The 19,494-nt window shown below is 50.1% G+C and carries 7 protein-coding genes, 2 tRNA genes, 3 rRNA genes and 1 riboswitch; of the genes, 10 read left to right on the top strand and 2 right to left on the bottom strand.

The features are described from left to right. Positions 1 to 130 precede the first annotated feature (130 nt). Positions 131 to 335, top strand: a riboswitch (cobalamin riboswitch). A gap of 40 nt (positions 336 to 375) precedes the next feature. Together CBP31_RS06425 and murI are read left to right on the top strand one after the other, a co-directional pair. Beyond that, complete coding sequence (locus CBP31_RS06425; protein ID WP_087035582.1) at positions 376 to 2,283, top strand: TonB-dependent receptor domain-containing protein; 1,908 nt, start codon at positions 376 to 378, stop codon at positions 2,281 to 2,283. 160 nt (positions 2,284 to 2,443) lie between these two features. Then, positions 2,444 to 3,274 (top strand): glutamate racemase, encoded by an 831-nt coding sequence (murI, locus tag CBP31_RS06420; protein ID WP_087035580.1) that lies wholly within the window; start codon positions 2,444 to 2,446, stop codon positions 3,272 to 3,274. A gap of 28 nt (positions 3,275 to 3,302) precedes the next feature. On the opposite strand, the gene CBP31_RS06415 is transcribed toward murI, so the two are convergent. Further along, positions 3,303 to 3,770: an RNA recognition motif domain-containing protein gene (locus CBP31_RS06415; protein ID WP_087035578.1), complete on the bottom strand. Its 468-nt coding sequence runs from the start codon at positions 3,768 to 3,770 to the stop codon at positions 3,303 to 3,305. A 747-nt stretch (positions 3,771 to 4,517) separates the two neighbouring features. Here CBP31_RS06415 and CBP31_RS06410 point away from each other — a divergent pair. From CBP31_RS06410 to CBP31_RS06390, 5 genes are all read left to right on the top strand, one after another. After that, a 16S ribosomal RNA gene (locus CBP31_RS06410) occupies positions 4,518 to 6,060 on the top strand. Positions 6,061 to 6,460: 400 nt separating this feature from the next. Beyond that, a tRNA-Glu gene (locus CBP31_RS06405) sits at positions 6,461 to 6,536 on the top strand. A 386-nt stretch (positions 6,537 to 6,922) separates the two neighbouring features. Then, positions 6,923 to 9,815, top strand: a 23S ribosomal RNA gene (locus CBP31_RS06400). 111 nt (positions 9,816 to 9,926) lie between these two features. After that, positions 9,927 to 10,041 (top strand): 5S ribosomal RNA (gene rrf, locus CBP31_RS06395). The 16S, 23S and 5S rRNA genes sit together here with 2 tRNA genes alongside, the layout of an rRNA operon. Before the next feature lie 34 nt (positions 10,042 to 10,075). Continuing rightward, positions 10,076 to 10,152, top strand: a tRNA-Asp gene (locus CBP31_RS06390). Positions 10,153 to 10,505: 353 nt separating this feature from the next. Here CBP31_RS06390 and CBP31_RS06385 read toward each other — a convergent pair. Next, positions 10,506 to 11,530 (bottom strand): IS630 family transposase gene (locus CBP31_RS06385; RefSeq protein ID WP_407668793.1). Its coding sequence is split into 2 segments (ribosomal slippage): positions 10,506 to 11,078 and positions 11,081 to 11,530, totalling 1,023 coding nucleotides; the frame shifts between segments, so codons are not numbered across the junction. 449 nt (positions 11,531 to 11,979) lie between these two features. Here CBP31_RS06385 and CBP31_RS06380 point away from each other — a divergent pair. Genes CBP31_RS06380 through CBP31_RS06370 form a run of 3 tightly spaced genes read left to right on the top strand, consistent with a single transcriptional unit; the run spans position 11,980 to position 19,286 of the window. Continuing rightward, positions 11,980 to 13,086 carry a hypothetical protein gene (locus tag CBP31_RS06380; RefSeq protein WP_151898795.1) on the top strand — a complete coding sequence of 369 codons (1,107 nt, stop codon included), beginning with the start codon at positions 11,980 to 11,982 and terminating at the stop codon, positions 13,084 to 13,086. A gap of 9 nt (positions 13,087 to 13,095) precedes the next feature. Continuing rightward, complete coding sequence (locus CBP31_RS06375) at positions 13,096 to 15,795, top strand: PD-(D/E)XK nuclease family protein (protein WP_087035572.1); 2,700 nt, start codon at positions 13,096 to 13,098, stop codon at positions 15,793 to 15,795. Beyond that, positions 15,792 to 19,286 (top strand): UvrD-helicase domain-containing protein, encoded by a 3,495-nt coding sequence (locus tag CBP31_RS06370; protein WP_087035570.1) that lies wholly within the window; start codon positions 15,792 to 15,794, stop codon positions 19,284 to 19,286. Before CBP31_RS06375 ends, CBP31_RS06370 begins: the two co-directional genes overlap by 4 nt. Positions 19,287 to 19,494 lie beyond the last annotated feature (208 nt).

Raw genomic sequence — 19,494 nt, 5'->3', positions numbered from 1 at the left:
AGCCTAGCAAATAGCTAGTTGTTACTGTTATGTAAATTAAACAAGTTTGAGACCTAGCGCATATTCCTTTTTACAAGGGAGCATGCATATTTTGCTCCCGGATGTGCATATACAGCTGAGTTGGCTTTCCCTATAATGCCCGCGCTTTGGTGCCAAACGGCATAAACGGGAATCCGGTGTAAATCCGGAACTGGCGCGCAGCGGTAATGAGGAACGACACGACACGGGGAAACCCAAGCACTGCCAACTCAAAAAGAGGGTGGGAAGCCGTCGTTTAGGTGAGCAAACAGCTCGAGCCTCTAAGTCCGAAAACCTGCCAAAGAGCCAACGGGAATGGCCCGTTGCTAATCACTACGCGTACTAGGAAGTAATAACATGTCTAAGAAATGGCTGGCGGCAGTTGTACTGTTGCCATGGGCGGCGTTTGCCCAAAACTCTACACCTCAAGCTGATGATGCCACCGAAATCACCATTTACAGCAAAGTGAAACAACCGCTCACCAGTGCACTCGCACCCGTAGAAGTGATTACCAAAGCCGACATTGAGCGTCGCCAGCCGCGCTCCTTAGTTGACCTGCTCGAAACCCTGCCGGGTATGCAGTTTGGTAGTCAAAATGGTGGTATCGGTCAGACTAGTAGCCTTTTTGTACGCGGCACTAACTCTAATCATGTACTCGTGTTACTAAATGGCCGTCCTATGGCGCAGATGGTCAACTCTAACGTCGACTTTAGCCAGTTGCCGGTAAACAACGTCGAGCGTATCGAGTATATTCGTGGTCCACGTGCCGCTATTTACGGTTCAAGAGCCATCGGTGGCGTAGTTAACATCATTACCACCTCTCAAATTAATGACACCCAGCTTAGTGTAACTGGCGGGAGTAACGACTATTACGCAGCCGATTTTTCTATCAACCAGTGGGTCACCGAAGATACTCGCCTACAGCTAGCCACTGGTTACCGTGAAACTCGTGGTTACGATGTGGTCCCTAATAACAGCCAGACGGATCGGGATGGGTTTGATAGCAAAAATTTGACTCTAGGTATTGAGCACCAGCTGAATCAGACTTGGGTTTGGGATGCTAATTTTAATGGCTGGGAAAATAATCTTGAATTTGATTATGGTAAGCCATTTGCTGCGAATGAGCCTGCGGGCTCTAATAAAAATAAAGTTAAATCCTATCAGCTTGATACTGGATTACAGTATCAAGCTCAGCAATTAGCCGGTCAGCTAAATGCCAGTTATGGTGAGTATGAGTCTAAAAACTGGAATGAAAGAGCAGGGCAGGGTAACGCTACTAATATTAGTACAGCAACGACTCGCCTCGATGGCTTAGTGCAATATAGCTATTCTAGTCAAGGCTATGCATTAGCAGGCATGGATTGGCAACAAGATCGTTTGTTGTCTAAATCAATAAACGCTGTCAATGAATATGATTTCCCACCACCTAACTTTGATCCCGTATATGTTAAAACTAATATGTTACGTTATGATGCGGCAGATCGTGATAATACGGGTATCTTTGCTTCCGTTTTTCATACTTGGAGCCCCGTTTCTGTTGAGCTAACTGGTCGAGTGGATGATAACGAGCAATTTGGTACTCATGGCACTTGGCAAAGTGCATTGTCACTGGCTTTAACTGAAGAACATACAGCTACGCTGAGTTATGGTACCGGATTTAGGGCACCCACTTTTGGTGAAATCGCTTCTGCAGAAGATGTAGATTCTCTGGAACCAGAAAAGTCACAAAACTGGGAGTTAGACTTTACTGGTGATTATGATCTGTTAAATTGGCAGCTGAATTTTTATCGAAATGAGATAAGTAATTTAATGGTGTATTCTAACACCCCTCCTTATTCGCTTGTTAATTCGACAAAGAATACAGATGCCTTAATCAAAGGTGTTGAGTTAGTAGTAAAAACAAATACTGGACCAGTAAATCATACTGCTAGTTTTGATTACACTGATGCTAAAGATATTGGAACTGAGAAGCAGTTGCTTAATCGTGCCAAGCGTAAATTCAGTTGGACTGCTGATATGGATATAGCGAAGGCTAATCTGTTCGCCCAAGTTTTGTATATGGGTAATCGGGAGACTTATGGCGCAGCTAATAAGGAGTACACCCCTTCTTACACCATCTGGAACATAGGTGCTCGTTATCCACTCACGCAGCAATTGACCTTGAACGGTAAGATCAATAATCTGTTCGACAAAGACTATCAGGTAGTTAGTGGCTACAACGCCCCCGACATGGAGTTCTACATGGGTGCAGATTACCGCTTCTAATCGTACTAAGCGTTAATGCACAATATCAAGCCGGCCCAGTGCCGGCTTTTGCATTTTTGGCTTTAGCGTTATGATGTGAACCTGCACAGCGAGGGCGATCCTTGCTCAGTAAAAGTAAGCCTTTAGACAACAAGGGCCGCTTATATAGAAGGGTAAAAAGTTGGCGAACATTCTTATCTTCGACTCCGGCATGGGCGGCTTGTCTGTGTATCGCGAACTTAGCCAAACCCTTAAAGGTCATCAGTACTTCTATCTGTTCGATAACGCCTACTTTCCCTACGGTGAGCTGAGTGAGTCGCAGTTAGTCGAACGAGTGATAAAATTGTTTAGCGCCTTCGTCGCACAGCATCCGATAGATATAGTTGTGATCGCCTGTAACACCGCCAGTACGCATGTGCTTCCCGCCTTGCGCCAGTGCTTATCCATTCCTGTGGTGGGTGTGGTACCCGCCATTAAGCCTGCTGCTGAATATAGTCGCCAGCGCCAACTTGCTCATCCAAACCAGCCTGCTCATATTGGTTTGTTGGCTACACCTGGCACAGTATCTCGCCGCTACACGGCCGAACTCGTGCAAAGCTTCGCCGCAGACTTAACGGTCTCTATGCTGGGTACCACTGAGTTGGTGAAGATGGCGGAAGATAAATTAGCTGGGCTGCCGGTGGATTTAAAACGGCTACAGCAAATATTGGCGCCTTGGTTGGGTGAGCAAGCACCGGACACCTTAGTGCTGGGCTGTACACACTTCCCATTGTTAGCTTTTGAAATCAGCCAATGCTTGCCACAGACTAAATTGATTGACTCAGGAGCAGCCATCGCTCGGCGAGTGGGGAGTTTGCTATTGCAGCCAGCAGGAGCGAATAGTAACAAGCCAGTGCAGACAGAAGATAAAGCAGGGCTATTGTTTTGTACTGAGCACACAAAAAAAGCCCTGCAACAAGCGAGGGCTTTTAGTAAAGAAGGCTTTGGCGAACTTAACTGCTTTATGCCTTAAACATCAGAGTTAAAGTGCATGAGCAAACTTAAGAGGTTTGCTCTGCATCTTCTTCATCATCTTTGCGTTCATTTGCTTCGCGCACTTTTAGGGTGCGTTGTTGAAACTCAGAATCGTTCAACGCCTGCTGTGCTGCCATGGCTGCATCGCTGGGCATTTCCACAAAACCAAAGCCACGGCGTTTGCCGGTGTGCTTATCCTTCATCAAGCGTACTGATAACACCTGACCAAATTCTTCAAACAATGATCTTACCGAAGCTTCGTTGGCGCGGTAAGGAAGATTACCGACATATAAGGTAGTAGTAGGAATAGCCGCCGGTACCGGGGGACGAGTAAATAACGGAACTAAAAATCCCCCTAACAGCAAACCAACAGCCATACAGATAGCAGGATCAAGCGTAGGCGCAGCCCAGCTAATAATAAAATAACCAATCACGGCCAGCACAACTGCATAAAAGGCAGACTGAATATAAACAGGATAATGGGATAACTTCATCGGCAGTCCAATCTCAAAGTGGATGAATGTAAATAGCATGCATATGGTAGGGCGTTACCCACTACCGATTACAGCATAGCCTCAATTGAGGTATGGAGTAATGCTTGTTAGCGCTAAGCGTGATCTGGAATAACTTAAAAAGCGCTGAGTAGCAACGCCCAGCCATCATTTTAAAGCCAGACACCGTCTTACGTTGAGCTTCGCACTATCTATATAGTCGCTACTTTAAGCGGCGAGATCCATCTACTAATGCAAAGACCCCAGCACAAACATCAAAATGACCACTATATAGATGTTTATGTTCAGCCTGATGCTGGCGTGGATCTGTGAACGGCTTGTGGTGTCAGGCGGTTCACAACGGTGCTTTGTGCATAACTCTGTGGGTATCTTGTGCGCTTGCTGGGTGTTTGAGCGGTCAGTCATTAAAGTGTCATTTATCGTGTAAAAGCCCTTGCGCTAAAAGCTCAGATCTCTATACTCGCCTCCACTGACACGGGGCAACACGCTCACGGTCACAAGGGTTTGTAAGAACGGAAATTAAGTTTGAAACAAACACTTGACGAACACTGAGGAATGCGTAGAATACGCATCCCGACCTGAGATACGGTCAACGCTCTTTAACAATTTATCAAGCAAACTGTGTGGGCACTTAGCAGCACGTTGAGAACAAAATAATATTGTTTTTCAATGTCTTGCAAAGTGTACCTAGTAATAGATATATCAGTAATTCATTGAGCATCAAGTCTTTAATTGAAGAGTTTGATCATGGCTCAGATTGAACGCTGGCGGCAGGCCTAACACATGCAAGTCGAGCGGTAACAGAGAGTAGCTTGCTACTTTGCTGACGAGCGGCGGACGGGTGAGTAATGCTTGGGGATCTGCCCAGTCGTGGGGGATAACCATTGGAAACGATGGCTAATACCGCATACGCCCTACGGGGGAAAGGAGGGGACCTTCGGGCCTTTCGCGATTGGATGAACCCAAGTGAGATTAGCTTGTTGGTGAGGTAATGGCTCACCAAGGCGACGATCTCTAACTGGTCTGAGAGGATGACCAGTCACACTGGGACTGAGACACGGCCCAGACTCCTACGGGAGGCAGCAGTGGGGAATATTGCACAATGGGGGAAACCCTGATGCAGCCATGCCGCGTGTGTGAAGAAGGCCTTCGGGTTGTAAAGCACTTTCAGTGGTGAGGAAAGGTGTGAGCTTAATACGTTTACACTGTGACGTTAACCACAGAAGAAGCACCGGCTAACTTCGTGCCAGCAGCCGCGGTAATACGAGGGGTGCAAGCGTTAATCGGAATAACTGGGCGTAAAGCGCACGCAGGCGGTTTGTTAAGCCAGATGTGAAAGCCCCGAGCTCAACTCGGGAACTGCATTTGGAACTGGCAAACTAGAGTCTTGTAGAGGGGGGTAGAATTTCCAGTGTAGCGGTGAAATGCGTAGAGATTGGAAGGAATACCAGTGGCGAAGGCGGCCCCCTGGACAAAGACTGACGCTCATGTGCGAAAGCGTGGGGAGCAAACAGGATTAGATACCCTGGTAGTCCACGCTGTAAACGATGTCAACTTGAAGTCTGTGTCCTTGTGACGTGGGTTTCGGAGCTAACGCATTAAGTTGACCGCCTGGGGAGTACGGCCGCAAGGTTAAAACTCAAATGAATTGACGGGGGCCCGCACAAGCGGTGGAGCATGTGGTTTAATTCGATGCAACGCGAAGAACCTTACCTACCCTTGACATACAGCGAACTTTCCAGAGATGGATTGGTGCCTTCGGGAACGCTGATACAGGTGCTGCATGGCTGTCGTCAGCTCGTGTCGTGAGATGTTGGGTTAAGTCCCGCAACGAGCGCAACCCTTATCCTTTGTTGCCAGCGCGTAATGGCGGGAACTCAAGGGAGACTGCCGGTGATAAACCGGAGGAAGGTGGGGACGACGTCAAGTCATCATGGCCCTTACGGGTAGGGCTACACACGTGCTACAATGGCGCGTACAGAGGGAAGCCAACCAGCGATGGTGAGCGGATCCCAGAAAGCGCGTCGTAGTCCGGATTGGAGTCTGCAACTCGACTCCATGAAGTAGGAATCGCTAGTAATCGTGGATCAGAATGCCACGGTGAATACGTTCCCGGGCCTTGTACACACCGCCCGTCACACCATGGGAGTGGGTTGCAAAAGAAGTAGGTAGCTTAACCTTCGGGAGGGCGCTTACCACTTTGTGATTCACGACTGGGGTGAAGTCGTAACAAGGTAACCCTAGGGGAACCTGGGGTTGGATCACCTCCTTACCTTAACTTAACGGCTGTTGAGTGTTCACACAGTTTGCTTGATATATGAGTAGAGCGCTTTTGATGAAGGCGTGATGGCGGGTTTGCCTATAGTCCGCCATATAAACAGGCCTTCATCAGTAAATGTGCGATTTGGGAAAGGTTACACACCAAACATTAACAGAAGAGTTACTTCTGATAATTCGGTGTGCGCAGCCGGAGTACAGGAATAGTATTATTCTTGCCGCTCGGGTTCGCGGAGCTCATCGCTCACCTTTAGCAAAAGTCATAAAGTGTGTTTTGAAAGGTGCAAATCAATGGTGCACAGGGATATCATTATTCTTGTCGCTCGGGTTCGCTGAGCTCGCCGCTCGCCCTTACAAAACTCACTACGAAGCGAAGCTTCGTGCCCGTGAGTTTTGTCCCCATCGTCTAGAGGCCTAGGACACCGCCCTTTCACGGCGGTAACAGGGGTTCGAATCCCCTTGGGGACGCCATTAAAGCCGCTCAAACACTAAGCATTACGCTTTAAAAGATTAACTTATTTTAAAGTCTAACGCTTAGAGTTTAACTACTCTTGCTCTTTAACAATCTGGAAAGCTGATAGAAATAATTTGTAGTTCTTGATACGCAAGTGTCTTAGAAATTCTTGGCGAAATAAGTTGTAAGCATCAGTCACTGATGCAAACGACCCCGCTTAGAGAATTGTTTTTATACTGTCTTTATATAGCAATATATTTAGACGAGCGTCATCGACGTGAGTTCGAGGCGCGGTCTTGAATGAGTGCTTGAGCATAGTTTTCTATGTGATAGCACGAGTGAAAGCCGCAACGAAGAAATCACTAAGATGAAGCCGTATAAAACACACTTCTTGGGGTTGTATGGTTAAGTGACTAAGCGTACACGGTGGATGCCTTGGCAGTCAGAGGCGATGAAGGACGTGCTAACCTGCGTTAAGTACGGATGAGCTGGTAAGAAGCGCTTGAGTCCGTAATATCCGAATGGGGAAACCCACTCTACTTAGTAGAGTATCGTAACGTGAATACATAGCGTTACGAGGCGAACCGAGGGAACTGAAACATCTAAGTACCTCGAGGAAAAGAAATCAACCGAGATTCCCCTAGTAGCGGCGAGCGAACGGGGACCAGCCCTTAAGCTGTTTATGATGTAGTGGAATGGTCCTGGAAAGACCAGCCGTAGTGGGTGATAGCCCCGTACACCAAACGTCATTTACAGTGAAATCGAGTAGGACGGGACACGTGATATCCTGTTTGAATATGGGGGGACCATCCTCCAAGGCTAAATACTCCTGACTGACCGATAGTGAACCAGTACCGTGAGGGAAAGGCGAAAAGAACCCCTGTGAGGGGAGTGAAATAGAACCTGAAACCGTGTACGTACAAGCAGTGGAAGCCCACTTGTTGGGTGACTGCGTACCTTTTGTATAATGGGTCAGCGACTTAATTTTAGTAGCAAGGTTAACCGTATAGGGGAGCCGTAGGGAAACCGAGTCTTAACTGGGCGAATAGTTGCTAGGATTAGACCCGAAACCCGGTGATCTAGCCATGAGCAGGTTGAAGGTTGAGTAACATCAACTGGAGGACCGAACCCACTAATGTTGCAAAATTAGGGGATGACTTGTGGTTGGGGGTGAAAGGCCAATCAAACCGGGAGATAGCTGGTTCTCCCCGAAATCTATTTAGGTAGAGCCTCGGACGAATACTTGCGGGGGTAGAGCACTGTTTAGGCTAGGGGGTCATCCCGACTTACCAACCCTATGCAAACTCCGAATACCGCAAAGTACTATCCGGGAGACACACGGTGGGTGCTAACGTCCATCGTGAAGAGGGAAACAACCCAGACCGCCGGCTAAGGTCCCAAAGTCATAGTTAAGTGGGAAACGAAGTGGGAAGGCTCAGACAGCCAGGATGTTGGCTTAGAAGCAGCCATCATTTAAAGAAAGCGTAATAGCTCACTGGTCGAGTCGGCCTGCGCGGAAGATGTAACGGGGCTAAACTATGCACCGAAGCCGCGGATGCACTCTTTATTGAGTGCGTGGTAGGGGAGCGTTCTGTAAGTCTGCGAAGGTGTGTTGTGAAGCATGCTGGAGATATCAGAAGTGCGAATGCTGACATGAGTAACGATAATGGGGGTGAAAAACCTCCACGCCAAAAGACCAAGGGTTCCTGTCCAACGTTAATCGGGGCAGGGTGAGTCGACCCCTAAGGCGAGGCCGAAAGGCGTAGTCGATGGGAAACGGGTTAATATTCCCGTACTGACGTGTACTGCGATGGGGGGACGGAGAAGGCTAAGTGGGCCAGGCGTTGGTTGTCCTGGTGAAAGGGTGTAGGCAGTGTGTTTAGGTAAATCCGGACGCACAATGCTGAGGCCTGAGACGAAATCGCTACGGCGGTGAAGTCACTGATGCCCCGCTTCCAGGAAAAGCCTCTAAGCTTCAGGTACACGTGAATCGTACCCCAAACCGACACAGGTGGTCGGGTAGAGAATACTAAGGCGCTTGAGAGAACTCGGGTGAAGGAACTAGGCAAAATAGTACCGTAACTTCGGGAGAAGGTACGCTGAGGCATGTGAAATCCCTTGCGGATGGAGCGTGACTCAGCCGCAGTGACCAGGTGGCTGGAACTGTTTATCAAAAACACAGCACTGTGCAAACTCGCAAGAGGACGTATACGGTGTGACACCTGCCCGGTGCTGGAAGGTTAAATGATGGGGTTAGCCTTCGGGTGAAGCTCTTGATTGAAGCCCCAGTAAACGGCGGCCGTAACTATAACGGTCCTAAGGTAGCGAAATTCCTTGTCGGGTAAGTTCCGACCTGCACGAATGGTGTAATCATGGCCACGCTGTCTCCACCCGAGACTCAGTGAAATTGAATTTGCGGTGAAGATGCCGTATACCCGCGGCTAGACGGAAAGACCCCGTGAACCTTTACTATAGCTTGGCACTGAACATTGGCCCTACATGTGTAGGATAGGTGGGAGGCTGTGAAACGATGACGCCAGTTGTCGTGGAGCCATCCTTGAAATACCACCCTTGTATGTCTGATGTTCTAACGTAGGCCCCTTATCGGGGTTGCGGACAGTGCCTGGTGGGTAGTTTGACTGGGGCGGTCTCCTCCTAAAGAGTAACGGAGGAGCACGAAGGTTGGCTAAGTACGGTCGGACATCGTACGGTTAGTGCAATGGCATAAGCCAGCTTAACTGCGAGACGGACAGGTCGAGCAGATACGAAAGTAGGTCATAGTGATCCGGTGGTTCTGTATGGAAGGGCCATCGCTCAACGGATAAAAGGTACTCCGGGGATAACAGGCTGATACCGCCCAAGAGTTCATATCGACGGCGGTGTTTGGCACCTCGATGTCGGCTCATCACATCCTGGGGCTGAAGTCGGTCCCAAGGGTATGGCTGTTCGCCATTTAAAGTGGTACGCGAGCTGGGTTCAGAACGTCGTGAGACAGTTCGGTCCCTATCTGCCGTGGGCGTTGGATGATTGAGAGGAGCTGCTCCTAGTACGAGAGGACCGGAGTGGACGAACCCCTGGTGTTCGGGTTGTATCGCCAGATGCATTGCCCGGTAGCTACGTTCGGAATCGATAACCGCTGAAAGCATCTAAGCGGGAAGCGAGCCTCAAGATGAGTCATCCCTAGGGCTTTACGCCCTCTAAAGGGCCGTTGGAGACTACAACGTTGATAGGTTGGGTGTGTAAGTGCAGCGATGCATTGAGCTAACCAATACTAATTACCCGTGCGGCTTAACCATACAACACCCAAGAAGTGTGAGACCTTGCGGTCAAGAACAAACAAATTATTCAAGTTAGCGTGCTTAAACAGTACGACAACTACAAACCAGCTTTCCAGATTACAATTTATGCCTGGCGGCCATAGCGCTGTGGAACCACCTGATCCCATGCCGAACTCAGTAGTGAAACGCAGCCGCGCCGATGATAGTGTGGCAGCTGCCATGTGAAAGTAGGTCACTGCCAGGCAACTCATTTAGTATCTTAACTATCCCATCTTTGCGGAGTGGTAGTTCAGTTGGTTAGAATACCGGCCTGTCACGCCGGGGGTCGCGGGTTCGAGTCCCGTCCACTCCGCCATTTTAAAGAAGCCCTTAGCTTTTGAAAGCTAAGGGCTTTTTGCTGTCTGTCTCTCAGTAAACCCATCCTTTCTAGTTTTGTCAAACACACATCGTGACCAAACCGTGACCATTTGGTGACCAAGCACATGTTTTGACCGGTGTTCAAAAGTGGCTTCGTAGCGCGGTGACCTTCTTGTTCGCTTACCGGTTATTTTACTTCAAAAAGATGGCGTAAGAGCTGCATTCCTAGGGTGCTAGCAGCTAACGCCTCATGGTACTGCTTTGGTAAGGGTATTTATGTTTAATCCTACCCAAAGAGCATTTTCTGTGCGAGTCATACTTGTCTGCCAATAATACCAATTACATTAATTATTAAGTCAGATTTATCCAGCTTCGATGACAAAGCGACTTCACCCGATCTACGTCGGTAATAAAGTGCTGCCATGCTGATGTGCAGGCATCAATAATGTCGTTGTAATCATTAAAGCAACGATTGGCCAGTGTATGTTGCCGGAGCCAGCTCCATACTTGTTCGATAGGATTCAGTTCGGGAGAGTAAGGGGGCAACTTAATCATAGTGAGATTGGAAAACGCATTGGCGCACTCAGCAGTGTGCCACCCCGCGCCATCCATGATGACCACGGCATGTCGACCGGGCTCGGTACGGGCTGATATCAGCGCTAAATGTACTTTCATCATCTCTCGATTAACGACGGGGCTCAGTAACGCCTCTGTCGCTCCCGTTGCTGGACACACAGCACCAAAAAGATACGCATACTCAAATTGTTGCTGCTGAACAGCCCTTGGTCGACTGCCACGTTTAGCCCATAAACGCGTGGTCGTATTTTGCTGCCCAAATCGAGCTTCATCTTGAAACCAAACATCGACTTTGCTGAGTGCAACGTGGCCGGGAATGCTAAGAATGGTCTCTAGTTTAAACTTTTTTTAAAAAGATCTTGTGCTAGCTCATCCCGCTTAGGATGGCGTGAACGGCTGGTTATCCAAGAAAACCCGAGCTGGTGGACCAGACGATATATATTGGCTATCTGATAAGACACACCAAACTCTTTCTCAATATAGGCTTGAATATCAAGTCCTTGTAACCGCCCACCACTGGTATCTCGACTTTGTTGATCGATATAGTCACTCAGTTGAGATAGTTGTTCAGTTGTAAGGTGAGTTGGACGGCCCGAAGGGCGAACACTGTCGAGTCCCGCTAAGCCATGAAGTAGAAAATTGGCTACCCATCGATTAACACTATTACGATTAACTTTGAGAAATCGCGCGATATCAGTTCGGGAATGACCTTCTTGGAAATGCGCTAATGCGAGTAGTCGCATACGTTTACGAGCATTGGTTTCTGCCTTGGCCAGCGCCACAAAGTCGGTATTCTTGATAGAGTCGGACATAGTTAAGTACCGATAACGATAAAAGCCTAGTAATTATATTAGACTATATCTTTAGTGTAATTGGTATAACATTGAACAGCTCACTGATTTTGATAAGCACAGCTTCCTGTGCCGTTCCTACATCTCTTTTTATCCATATACCTTTTAAAAATACATATTGAGTAGGCGACGCCTACTGTCGCCTTTGGCTGGATACTGTCTTGTAAGTTGCTGTAACCCAACGCTCAAAAATTGATAAAACAGCCATTTTCAATATGAGAAAGCTGCAATTTACTTTGCATTATTATGCCGACTGGGGAGAATGGGGATAAGCAGTAGCTGGTATGTGTGTTTTCTAACATCGATACACTCGGCACAGGTAACAATAAATGAAGGTGGCACTAATGAACAATCAACAGCGCCATTACTCCTCTGGCGTGGGTGGGTTGTGATCAGGGATGAAATATTTGGAATTCACAGTGCCAGCTGTTTGCGCTCAGGCAGCGACGTCAGCGTGTTCTGATTTCCGATTCGGTGAGTCTGCCAACCCCATCGCCGCCGATCGTGCGGAGCAGGCGAGGCTGGACTATCTGGCGCTGGGCGACTGGCACGGCTGTAAACAGATTGAGTCGAATGTGTGGTACAGCGGCACCCATGAGCCGGAACGCTTTGTGAACAACAATCCCGGTTATGCATTACTGGTGGAGATCGATGCTCCCGGTGCCAGCGCACAAGTTACTCAGCTGGAAACTGCCTGTCATCGCTGGTTCTTACTGGAACAGACTCTGGCGGTTGCAACCGATATCGATCATCTACAACAAAAACTGCAGGCCTTGCCTGACCATTCCGTATGCCGCCTGAAAATTAGCGGCAGCATTATCCTAGCCGATGAACAGCGGCTTTTGTGCCTATGGCAGGAACAGCATGCCCGCTTGCGTGTTCTGCAATACGACGCCGACAACCTGCAACTGCAACCTACCGATGACGACATCACCGCGCTGCAGGCCGAAGGCGCCAATGGCATGGAGGAGCTGTTGCGACAACAGCAGCAAGAACTGGACTTTCAGCAGCAACGGCTACAACAACTTGAGCGCCGTGCCAATGCACTGGTACTACTGAAACAACAACTGCAGGATCAGCGGGACCAGCTTACACGCAAACTACAGGCACCTCTGCAAAAGCACCTGAACCATTACCTGAACCTGCTGTTCCCCGGTGCCGAAATTGAAGTGAACGACCAGCTCATACCCACCGGCTTCCGCCGCAATGGTGAGCAGGGAAACCTGGTCGACCTAAGCTTTGGTACCCGCGAACAAATGGGTCTTATCGCACGGTTGGCCTATGCCGATTTACTGAGTGAAGCTGGTCAACCAACGCTGATTATTCTGGTCGACAGCTTGGTACACAGCGACCGTACTCGGCTGGAGCAGATGCAACGTATCTTGTTCGATGCGCAGAACCGGCATCAGATCTTGCTGTTCAGCTGCCATCCTCACAACTGGCAGAATCTGGGCTGTAAAACTTTTGATATTGAACAGCTTAGTGCAGCGACAACGCGCCAATAAGGAAATTACATGGATTTTATACTAGTATCCGATGCCCTATTCGCCAGCGAAGCGCGTTACGCTTTGGCTCAACACAATACCGTTGGCACCCGCGTCGGCAGTTTTCAGGTATTGCTGGAAACTCTGGCTGAGCTCTGGGTATTACTCCCGCCCGACGAGCAAGCCATTAACGATCCTTGGCAGGACTTAGTACAGGAACAAGCGCTGGCCATGGCCGATGCATTCTGGGGCAACAGTATAAAAGCGGATGAGCGCGGTACTCTGCAAGCTATCACCGCTAGCTTGCAATTCGTGCTCAACCATTGTCCGCTGGGCAGCACTTTGCAACCCATCTGCAATAAGAATGGTGGCATCCTTACCCGCCAGCAGCGCTATTACAACGATTTAGTGCGCCTGCAGCAGGCAATTGGCCAGCGCCCCACGCAGCAACAAATGGCCGAACAATGGCTGGCCGAAAGCGATAATGCAGCGTTGGAATCCCTGTACCTGTACCCACTGTATCAACCGGGTGCGTTTACCGAACAAGACCTGCAGCCCTGGCAGCGTAGCGTTATTGAAAAACTGCGCGAAAAAGGCTGGCTGCAACTCGATTCCGGTCGTTATACCCAACAACTGGCAGCACTGAACAACATCGATATCCAACAGGTAACAGCCATTAACGAACTGGTCCAAACCCTGTTCAGCCAGCCCACACAACCGCTGTCCAACCCAGCCGACAGCATTCAATGGTTTACCTGCCGCGATGCCGCCGAAGAAGCTGAAGCTACCGCCGTAATGGTGCAGCAAGCCATCAACAGCGGCACGGCGACCGATCAGATTGCCGTGGTAGTACCGCGCGGCACCGACCACAGCCAATGGCTGGGCCATTACCTGCAACGCGCCGGCATTACAGCCAGCAACCTGCGCCCAGCGGCCAACCAGATCGACTGGCAAACAGCTTTGCTACAAAACTTGCTGGCGCACCGCGCCTGTCCCGATGTGCGCATGGCCATGCAATGCGTCTTTATTAACCCGCTGATGCCCTGGTCGGCGGTAACCGGCTACCGCCTGGCAAAAAAATACGCAGGCTACGAAGTGCTGGAACAAGAACCTGAATCCCGTCAGGCTTTTATCAACCTGTTACTGCAACAACCGGACGAAACTGCCGCCGATCTTATGCAATGGCTGCAGAGCATCAGCGGACAGCTGAACCATCGCGGTGTGATCGGGCTGGGCAAAAAACGTCTGCAGCAACTGCTGGAACAAACCCGGCGGCTGTTGGATGTGTATAAAGACCTCTCCTTTGCCGACCAGCTGCAAAACCTATTGCGACATCTGAGCGTGGGTAGCATTGCACTCAACGGCGAACGCCCCCGCTACCTGAATTCCGTACTGGTACTGGAGGAGGGAGAACCTCTGCCCATTACCGTACAGCGGCTGTATGTGCTGGGTTTTAACAACGGACACTATCAATATCTGCCGGCTTACACTGGCGCGCTAAATCGTCAGCAATGGGATGACTTAACACTGGCGCACCTGCCCACGCAAGGTGCGGAGCAACTGCGCTGGCAGCAAGGGTTTCGCCATCTGCTGAGCAGTGTCAGCATCAACTTGGTGTTTATGCGCTCGATGGCCGATGCCGACGGCAACCGGCTGGAGGCCAGCGAAACGCTGATCGACATGGCCCTGTGCTACTGCCCGGCCGATAAATTGACACCGGAAAGTCTGGAACAGCCGCTGGCGGAAGCCGCAGACATCTGGCACGCCATTAAGCCAAGCCGCAGTGCCGAACTGCAGCTGAGCGATACCCTTCATCTAGGGCATTCGTTGCTGGGAATGTTCCAACACCGTGATGGTAGTGAACGCTCGGAATCCCCCAGCAGTTTGGAAAAAATGATGCTGTCGCCACTGGCTTGGTTGTTCAACCGCCTGCACATAGAGCCGGAACAGTGGGAAGCCGCCGGCCAAAGCCCCAAATTGGCTGGCATTATTGCCCACCAGGTGTTTGAAGATTATCGCCAACACCAGCATGAAGCATGGAACGAAACCAAAGCAGCGCAATGGTTTGAAAAGGCCATAAGCCAACACGCACCGTTTTTGCATGGACCGCAATTTGCACTGCCAAAGCAACAACTGCGTAATGACGTATTAAAAGCCCTGCAAGCGCTGCAACAATGGCTGCAACATGAAGGCTGGGAGATTACCGCTACCGAGCAGGAATTGAGCGGTACCATACAAAAACTGAGCAATATTTCGGTAAAAGGTAAAGCCGATGCTGTACTTAACAATGAGAAAGGCGACGTACTGATACTGGATTACAAAAACTCCAAATACAAAAACCGCCTGAAGCAGCTTACAGAAGGCTACGAACTACAAACTCGCCTGTACCGAGAGTTGTACCAACATCAGCAACAGGCTGGCGGCATGATTCACAGCGCCTATTACACCTTAAAAGACCAGACGCTGGTGGCCGGTGTGGCAATCAACCGTTGTGAGCTGGTAAACACCATAAACCCCGGTGATATGGGGTTGGCCGAGCAATCAGAAAAAGCCGAAGAACGGCTGCAAAGTGTTCTGCAACAACTGCAGAACGGCATCATTGTGTTGAATAAAGCCACCGACAAAAGAGCCTGGGAAAAGCGTGGTTTATCCACCTACACCCTGAAAGACAATCGCCTGGTACAACGCTTTACTCTGGTCGACATCAACAATAACGAGGCTGACGCATGAATAACGCCATTGCCAACGTAACCCTGATTAAAGCCGGTGCCGGTGCGGGAAAAACCTACCGCATTCAACAAGCACTGGCGGAATGGGTAACAACCAACAAGGTACAGGCCAACCGTATTCTGGCGGTAACTTTTACTAATGCTGCCGCCAGTGAAATGCGCCAGCGCATTAAATTAGCATTGCTGCAAGCCGGGCAAACGGAACAAGCCACACAACTGCAACAGGCAGTAATTACCACCATTCACTCGTTCGGGTTGGATATTCTGCAACGCTTCGCCTTTGAACAAGGCTTATCGCCCGCGCCTCGCCAGCTCAGCGACAGCGAACAACAGTACCTGCTGGCTCATATACTCAGCCAGCTGGACAGTGTGGTCACTTTAGTGGATAACGCAGACCGCTTTGGCTACCGCGAAACTATAGGTGGTAAAGAATACAAGGATAAACACCAGGCGATTCAGGAAGAAATCCTGAAGGTAATTAACACCCTGCGCTCCATCGGCAAAGACGATCCGCAAACCCAAGTCAGTGTGCTGGCAGAAGCGCAAGAAAAATTGACAGCCCTTTATGGCGAAGCCAGCAGTGCCGAAAGGCTGAACACTAACCTGAAAATCGCCATTGAAAACGGGCGCAATAACTTGCCAGAAAAAAATGTTCTGAGTGAGCTGTGGGGAAGAGGCAACCAGCCTTTTGTTGAAGCATTATTCGGCATTGATGTGGCCGATATTGGTAAAAACTGGTCGCATTGGGTCACTTTGCAAACATTGGGTGCGCCTACAAAAGTTTACGGCACTAGGAACAAGCCCGGCGATTCAGATCATATTACGTTGGTCGAAGCGGTCATGGCTGCGGCTCAACAACTGCCTCGTCACCCCGGCCCACTGCAGGACGCCCTGGAAAATCTGCAAAATGTAATTACCAGCGCCATGGCTGCGATTGGCAAGTACCAAGCTGCCAAACGCAGCGCAGGGCTGGTGGATTACACCGACATGGTCGGGCTGGCGCACCAGATTATGCACAATGATTCCTGGCTGCAAGAACTGGCTGGGCAGTTCGATTGCCTGATTATTGACGAATTTCAGGACACCAACCCCCTGCAATACGCCCTGTTAGATAAGCTGCACCAACAAGATGTGCCAGTATTGATCGTGGGCGATTTAAAACAAGCTATTATGGGCTTTCAGGGGGCCGACAGACGCCTGTTTGCCGGCTTGTTAGAGCAGCATAAAAATACCGAAGGGGCCGTTCAGGAACTGGATAAAAACTGGCGCAGCACCGAAGGCTTAATGCAGTTTATTAACGCCATTGGCACAGTTCTGTACGGCGCAGACTACACCCCATTAACCCCGCAGATTAAAGTGACATCCGGCCTTACTCCGGTGCGTATTCTGCATTTTGATCGTGCTGATTGGCTGGCCCAGCCTCATGCTAAAAGTACAAAACCGGTTTATACACGCGAAGGATACCAACTGCTGGCCAATGAAATTGTGGTGCTGCTGCAACCGGATGAAAACGGCCAAACCACTCAGGTCATCGACAAGCACAGTGGCCAACAGCGGCCTATTCAGCCGTCTGACATTGCCGTGCTGGCCAAAAATAAATCGAAACTCAAAGCCTTTGCCAAGGTACTGCGCGAGCAGGGCATTAACATACAAATGCAGGAAGAAGGCTTTTTAGAATGTCCATTGGTCTGTCTGCTGCTGGATGCCCTTCAAGCCCTGAACAACCGTAACGATCAGTTCGCCTGGGCGGCACTGGCAACCTCGCCTATACTGGCTGAGAACCCCGTACAAGCGCTACAAGATTTGCTGCAATCGGCACTGGCAAACCAGCAAAATGCCAACCTGCCACCTTGGGGAAAATCCTTCAGCCACGCGCTTAAAACTGACTTACCTGCCGTCTGCAAAGGCGTAACCAAACAACCGCTGGCGGTACAGTTGCAAGCCATTGCACAGGCTCTCAACCTGCTAGACGTAATTAAAGTATTCAAAGATTACGAACAATACCGAGCCAATCTGCTTAAGCTACAACAACTGGCTAGCCAGTTTGAACAGCAAGACGAGCAAGCTCTGCTCGCTATGGGCATTGTGGGTAAAAACGCAGCTACCTTTGCCGCCTGGCTGCAAGCTATGGGCAGTGATAGCGAAGCCGACGTCAACAAGCAACCGTTGGCTAACCCGATTTCTACCAACGCCGTGGTACTAACCACCTGGCACAGTTCCAAAGGGCTGGAATGGCCGGTGGTGATGGTATTGCAGGCCGAAGACGTACCTGAAACCCGTCTGCCCAGCATTGCCGTTGAATACCAACCAAGCGACAGTTCAGAAGAAAGCAGCGCTGAACACCTGCTGGCCAACAGCAGCCTGCAAATTCTGCCCAGCTTTACCGACAAAACTAGCAAACAAAAAATGCTGGCCGCACGACAAGCCGATACCGATCTGACCGCCAATAACCTGTACTACGTTGCTCTTACCCGCGCTCGTGAACAACTGATTATTCCGGTGCTGGAAGAAGAGGAAAAAAAAGACGATAAGACCGGCCGTATGTACCAAAGCATATTGCCCGTGGTGCATCAGCTGTTACAGGCCAAGCCGGAGGGCATTGTCTCGCGGGAAAAAATGGAAGCCGAACAAAACGGCGTAAAGCAGTTTGCTCTGCAAACCTCCAGCACTAACCGCTGCCTTAGCCTACAAGCCGCTCCAGTAGTTAAACCGCTGAAACACAGCGTAACCCCCTCTAAACACCATGCCCGTACGGCCGCGCTGGCGGCAAACGATGAAGTACAAACCAGAGCATCAGACCCGGCGCTGCAAGGCACTGCCAATTTTAACGAAGGTGAACAGCAACAGCTTCAGCAAGAGCAGCACTTCGCCCGACAGCAGGCCAGCGAGGAACAAGCAGAACACGAGCAGCAACAGCTGGAACAAGCGCAGGAATACCAGCAAGAACAACAGGCCCTGGTCGATACCGTCGCCCAGCCTGGCAGCGTGCAACAACACCGCTACCAGCCGGCATGCGACCTGGACGCCTTAGGTTACCAGGGCCCGGCCAACGAACTCGGTACCTGGATGCACCGGCTGTATCAAGTTTATCTGCTACAGCCGGCCTTGCTGACACGAGCCATGGAAATGCCACCCTGCAATATAAAAGACCCCAGCCAGCAACAAGAGCTGCAACAACACCTGCAAGGATTCCGTACCGCCCTGGAAACCCTGTGTGGCGGCATTGAAACCCTGCGCAGCGAAGTACCTATAACCGGCCTGAACAGCAAAGGTCAGGTAATTAGTGGCGTAATCGACCTGCTGGTGGAAGACAGGCAGGGAAACTGTTGGATTGTGGACCACAAAACCGACAAAGAAGCTGTATCCAAGGGCTATTGGGAACAGCTGCAAACCTACCGGCGGATACTGCAAAAAAACCGTAACGTAGCAGGGTGCGTGCTGAACTGGACGCGGCATGGGGAAATGAGTGTATGGCGGGGGAGTGGACATTAGGTGACATCACCAACATAGGCCTGATCTGGGTTCTCCGTCGAGAGGTTACACTTCCGAAGCTGCTGCGCAAGGTCGATAAGCTTGGGCGGCTCCGGCCTTTGCCAGACGACCTCGAGGATAGCCGAGCTTGAAGTCGGCGTACAGATCCTGGAATACGGGATCCTTGTTCAAATGCTCTTCAAGCGGGAACTGTTGTCTGTCTAGCTAA

Source organism: Oceanisphaera profunda (genome assembly GCF_002157895.1).
Taxonomy (GTDB): Bacteria; Pseudomonadota; Gammaproteobacteria; order Enterobacterales; family Aeromonadaceae; genus Oceanimonas; species Oceanimonas profunda.
This window is presented reverse-complemented; position numbering and strand designations above follow the sequence as displayed.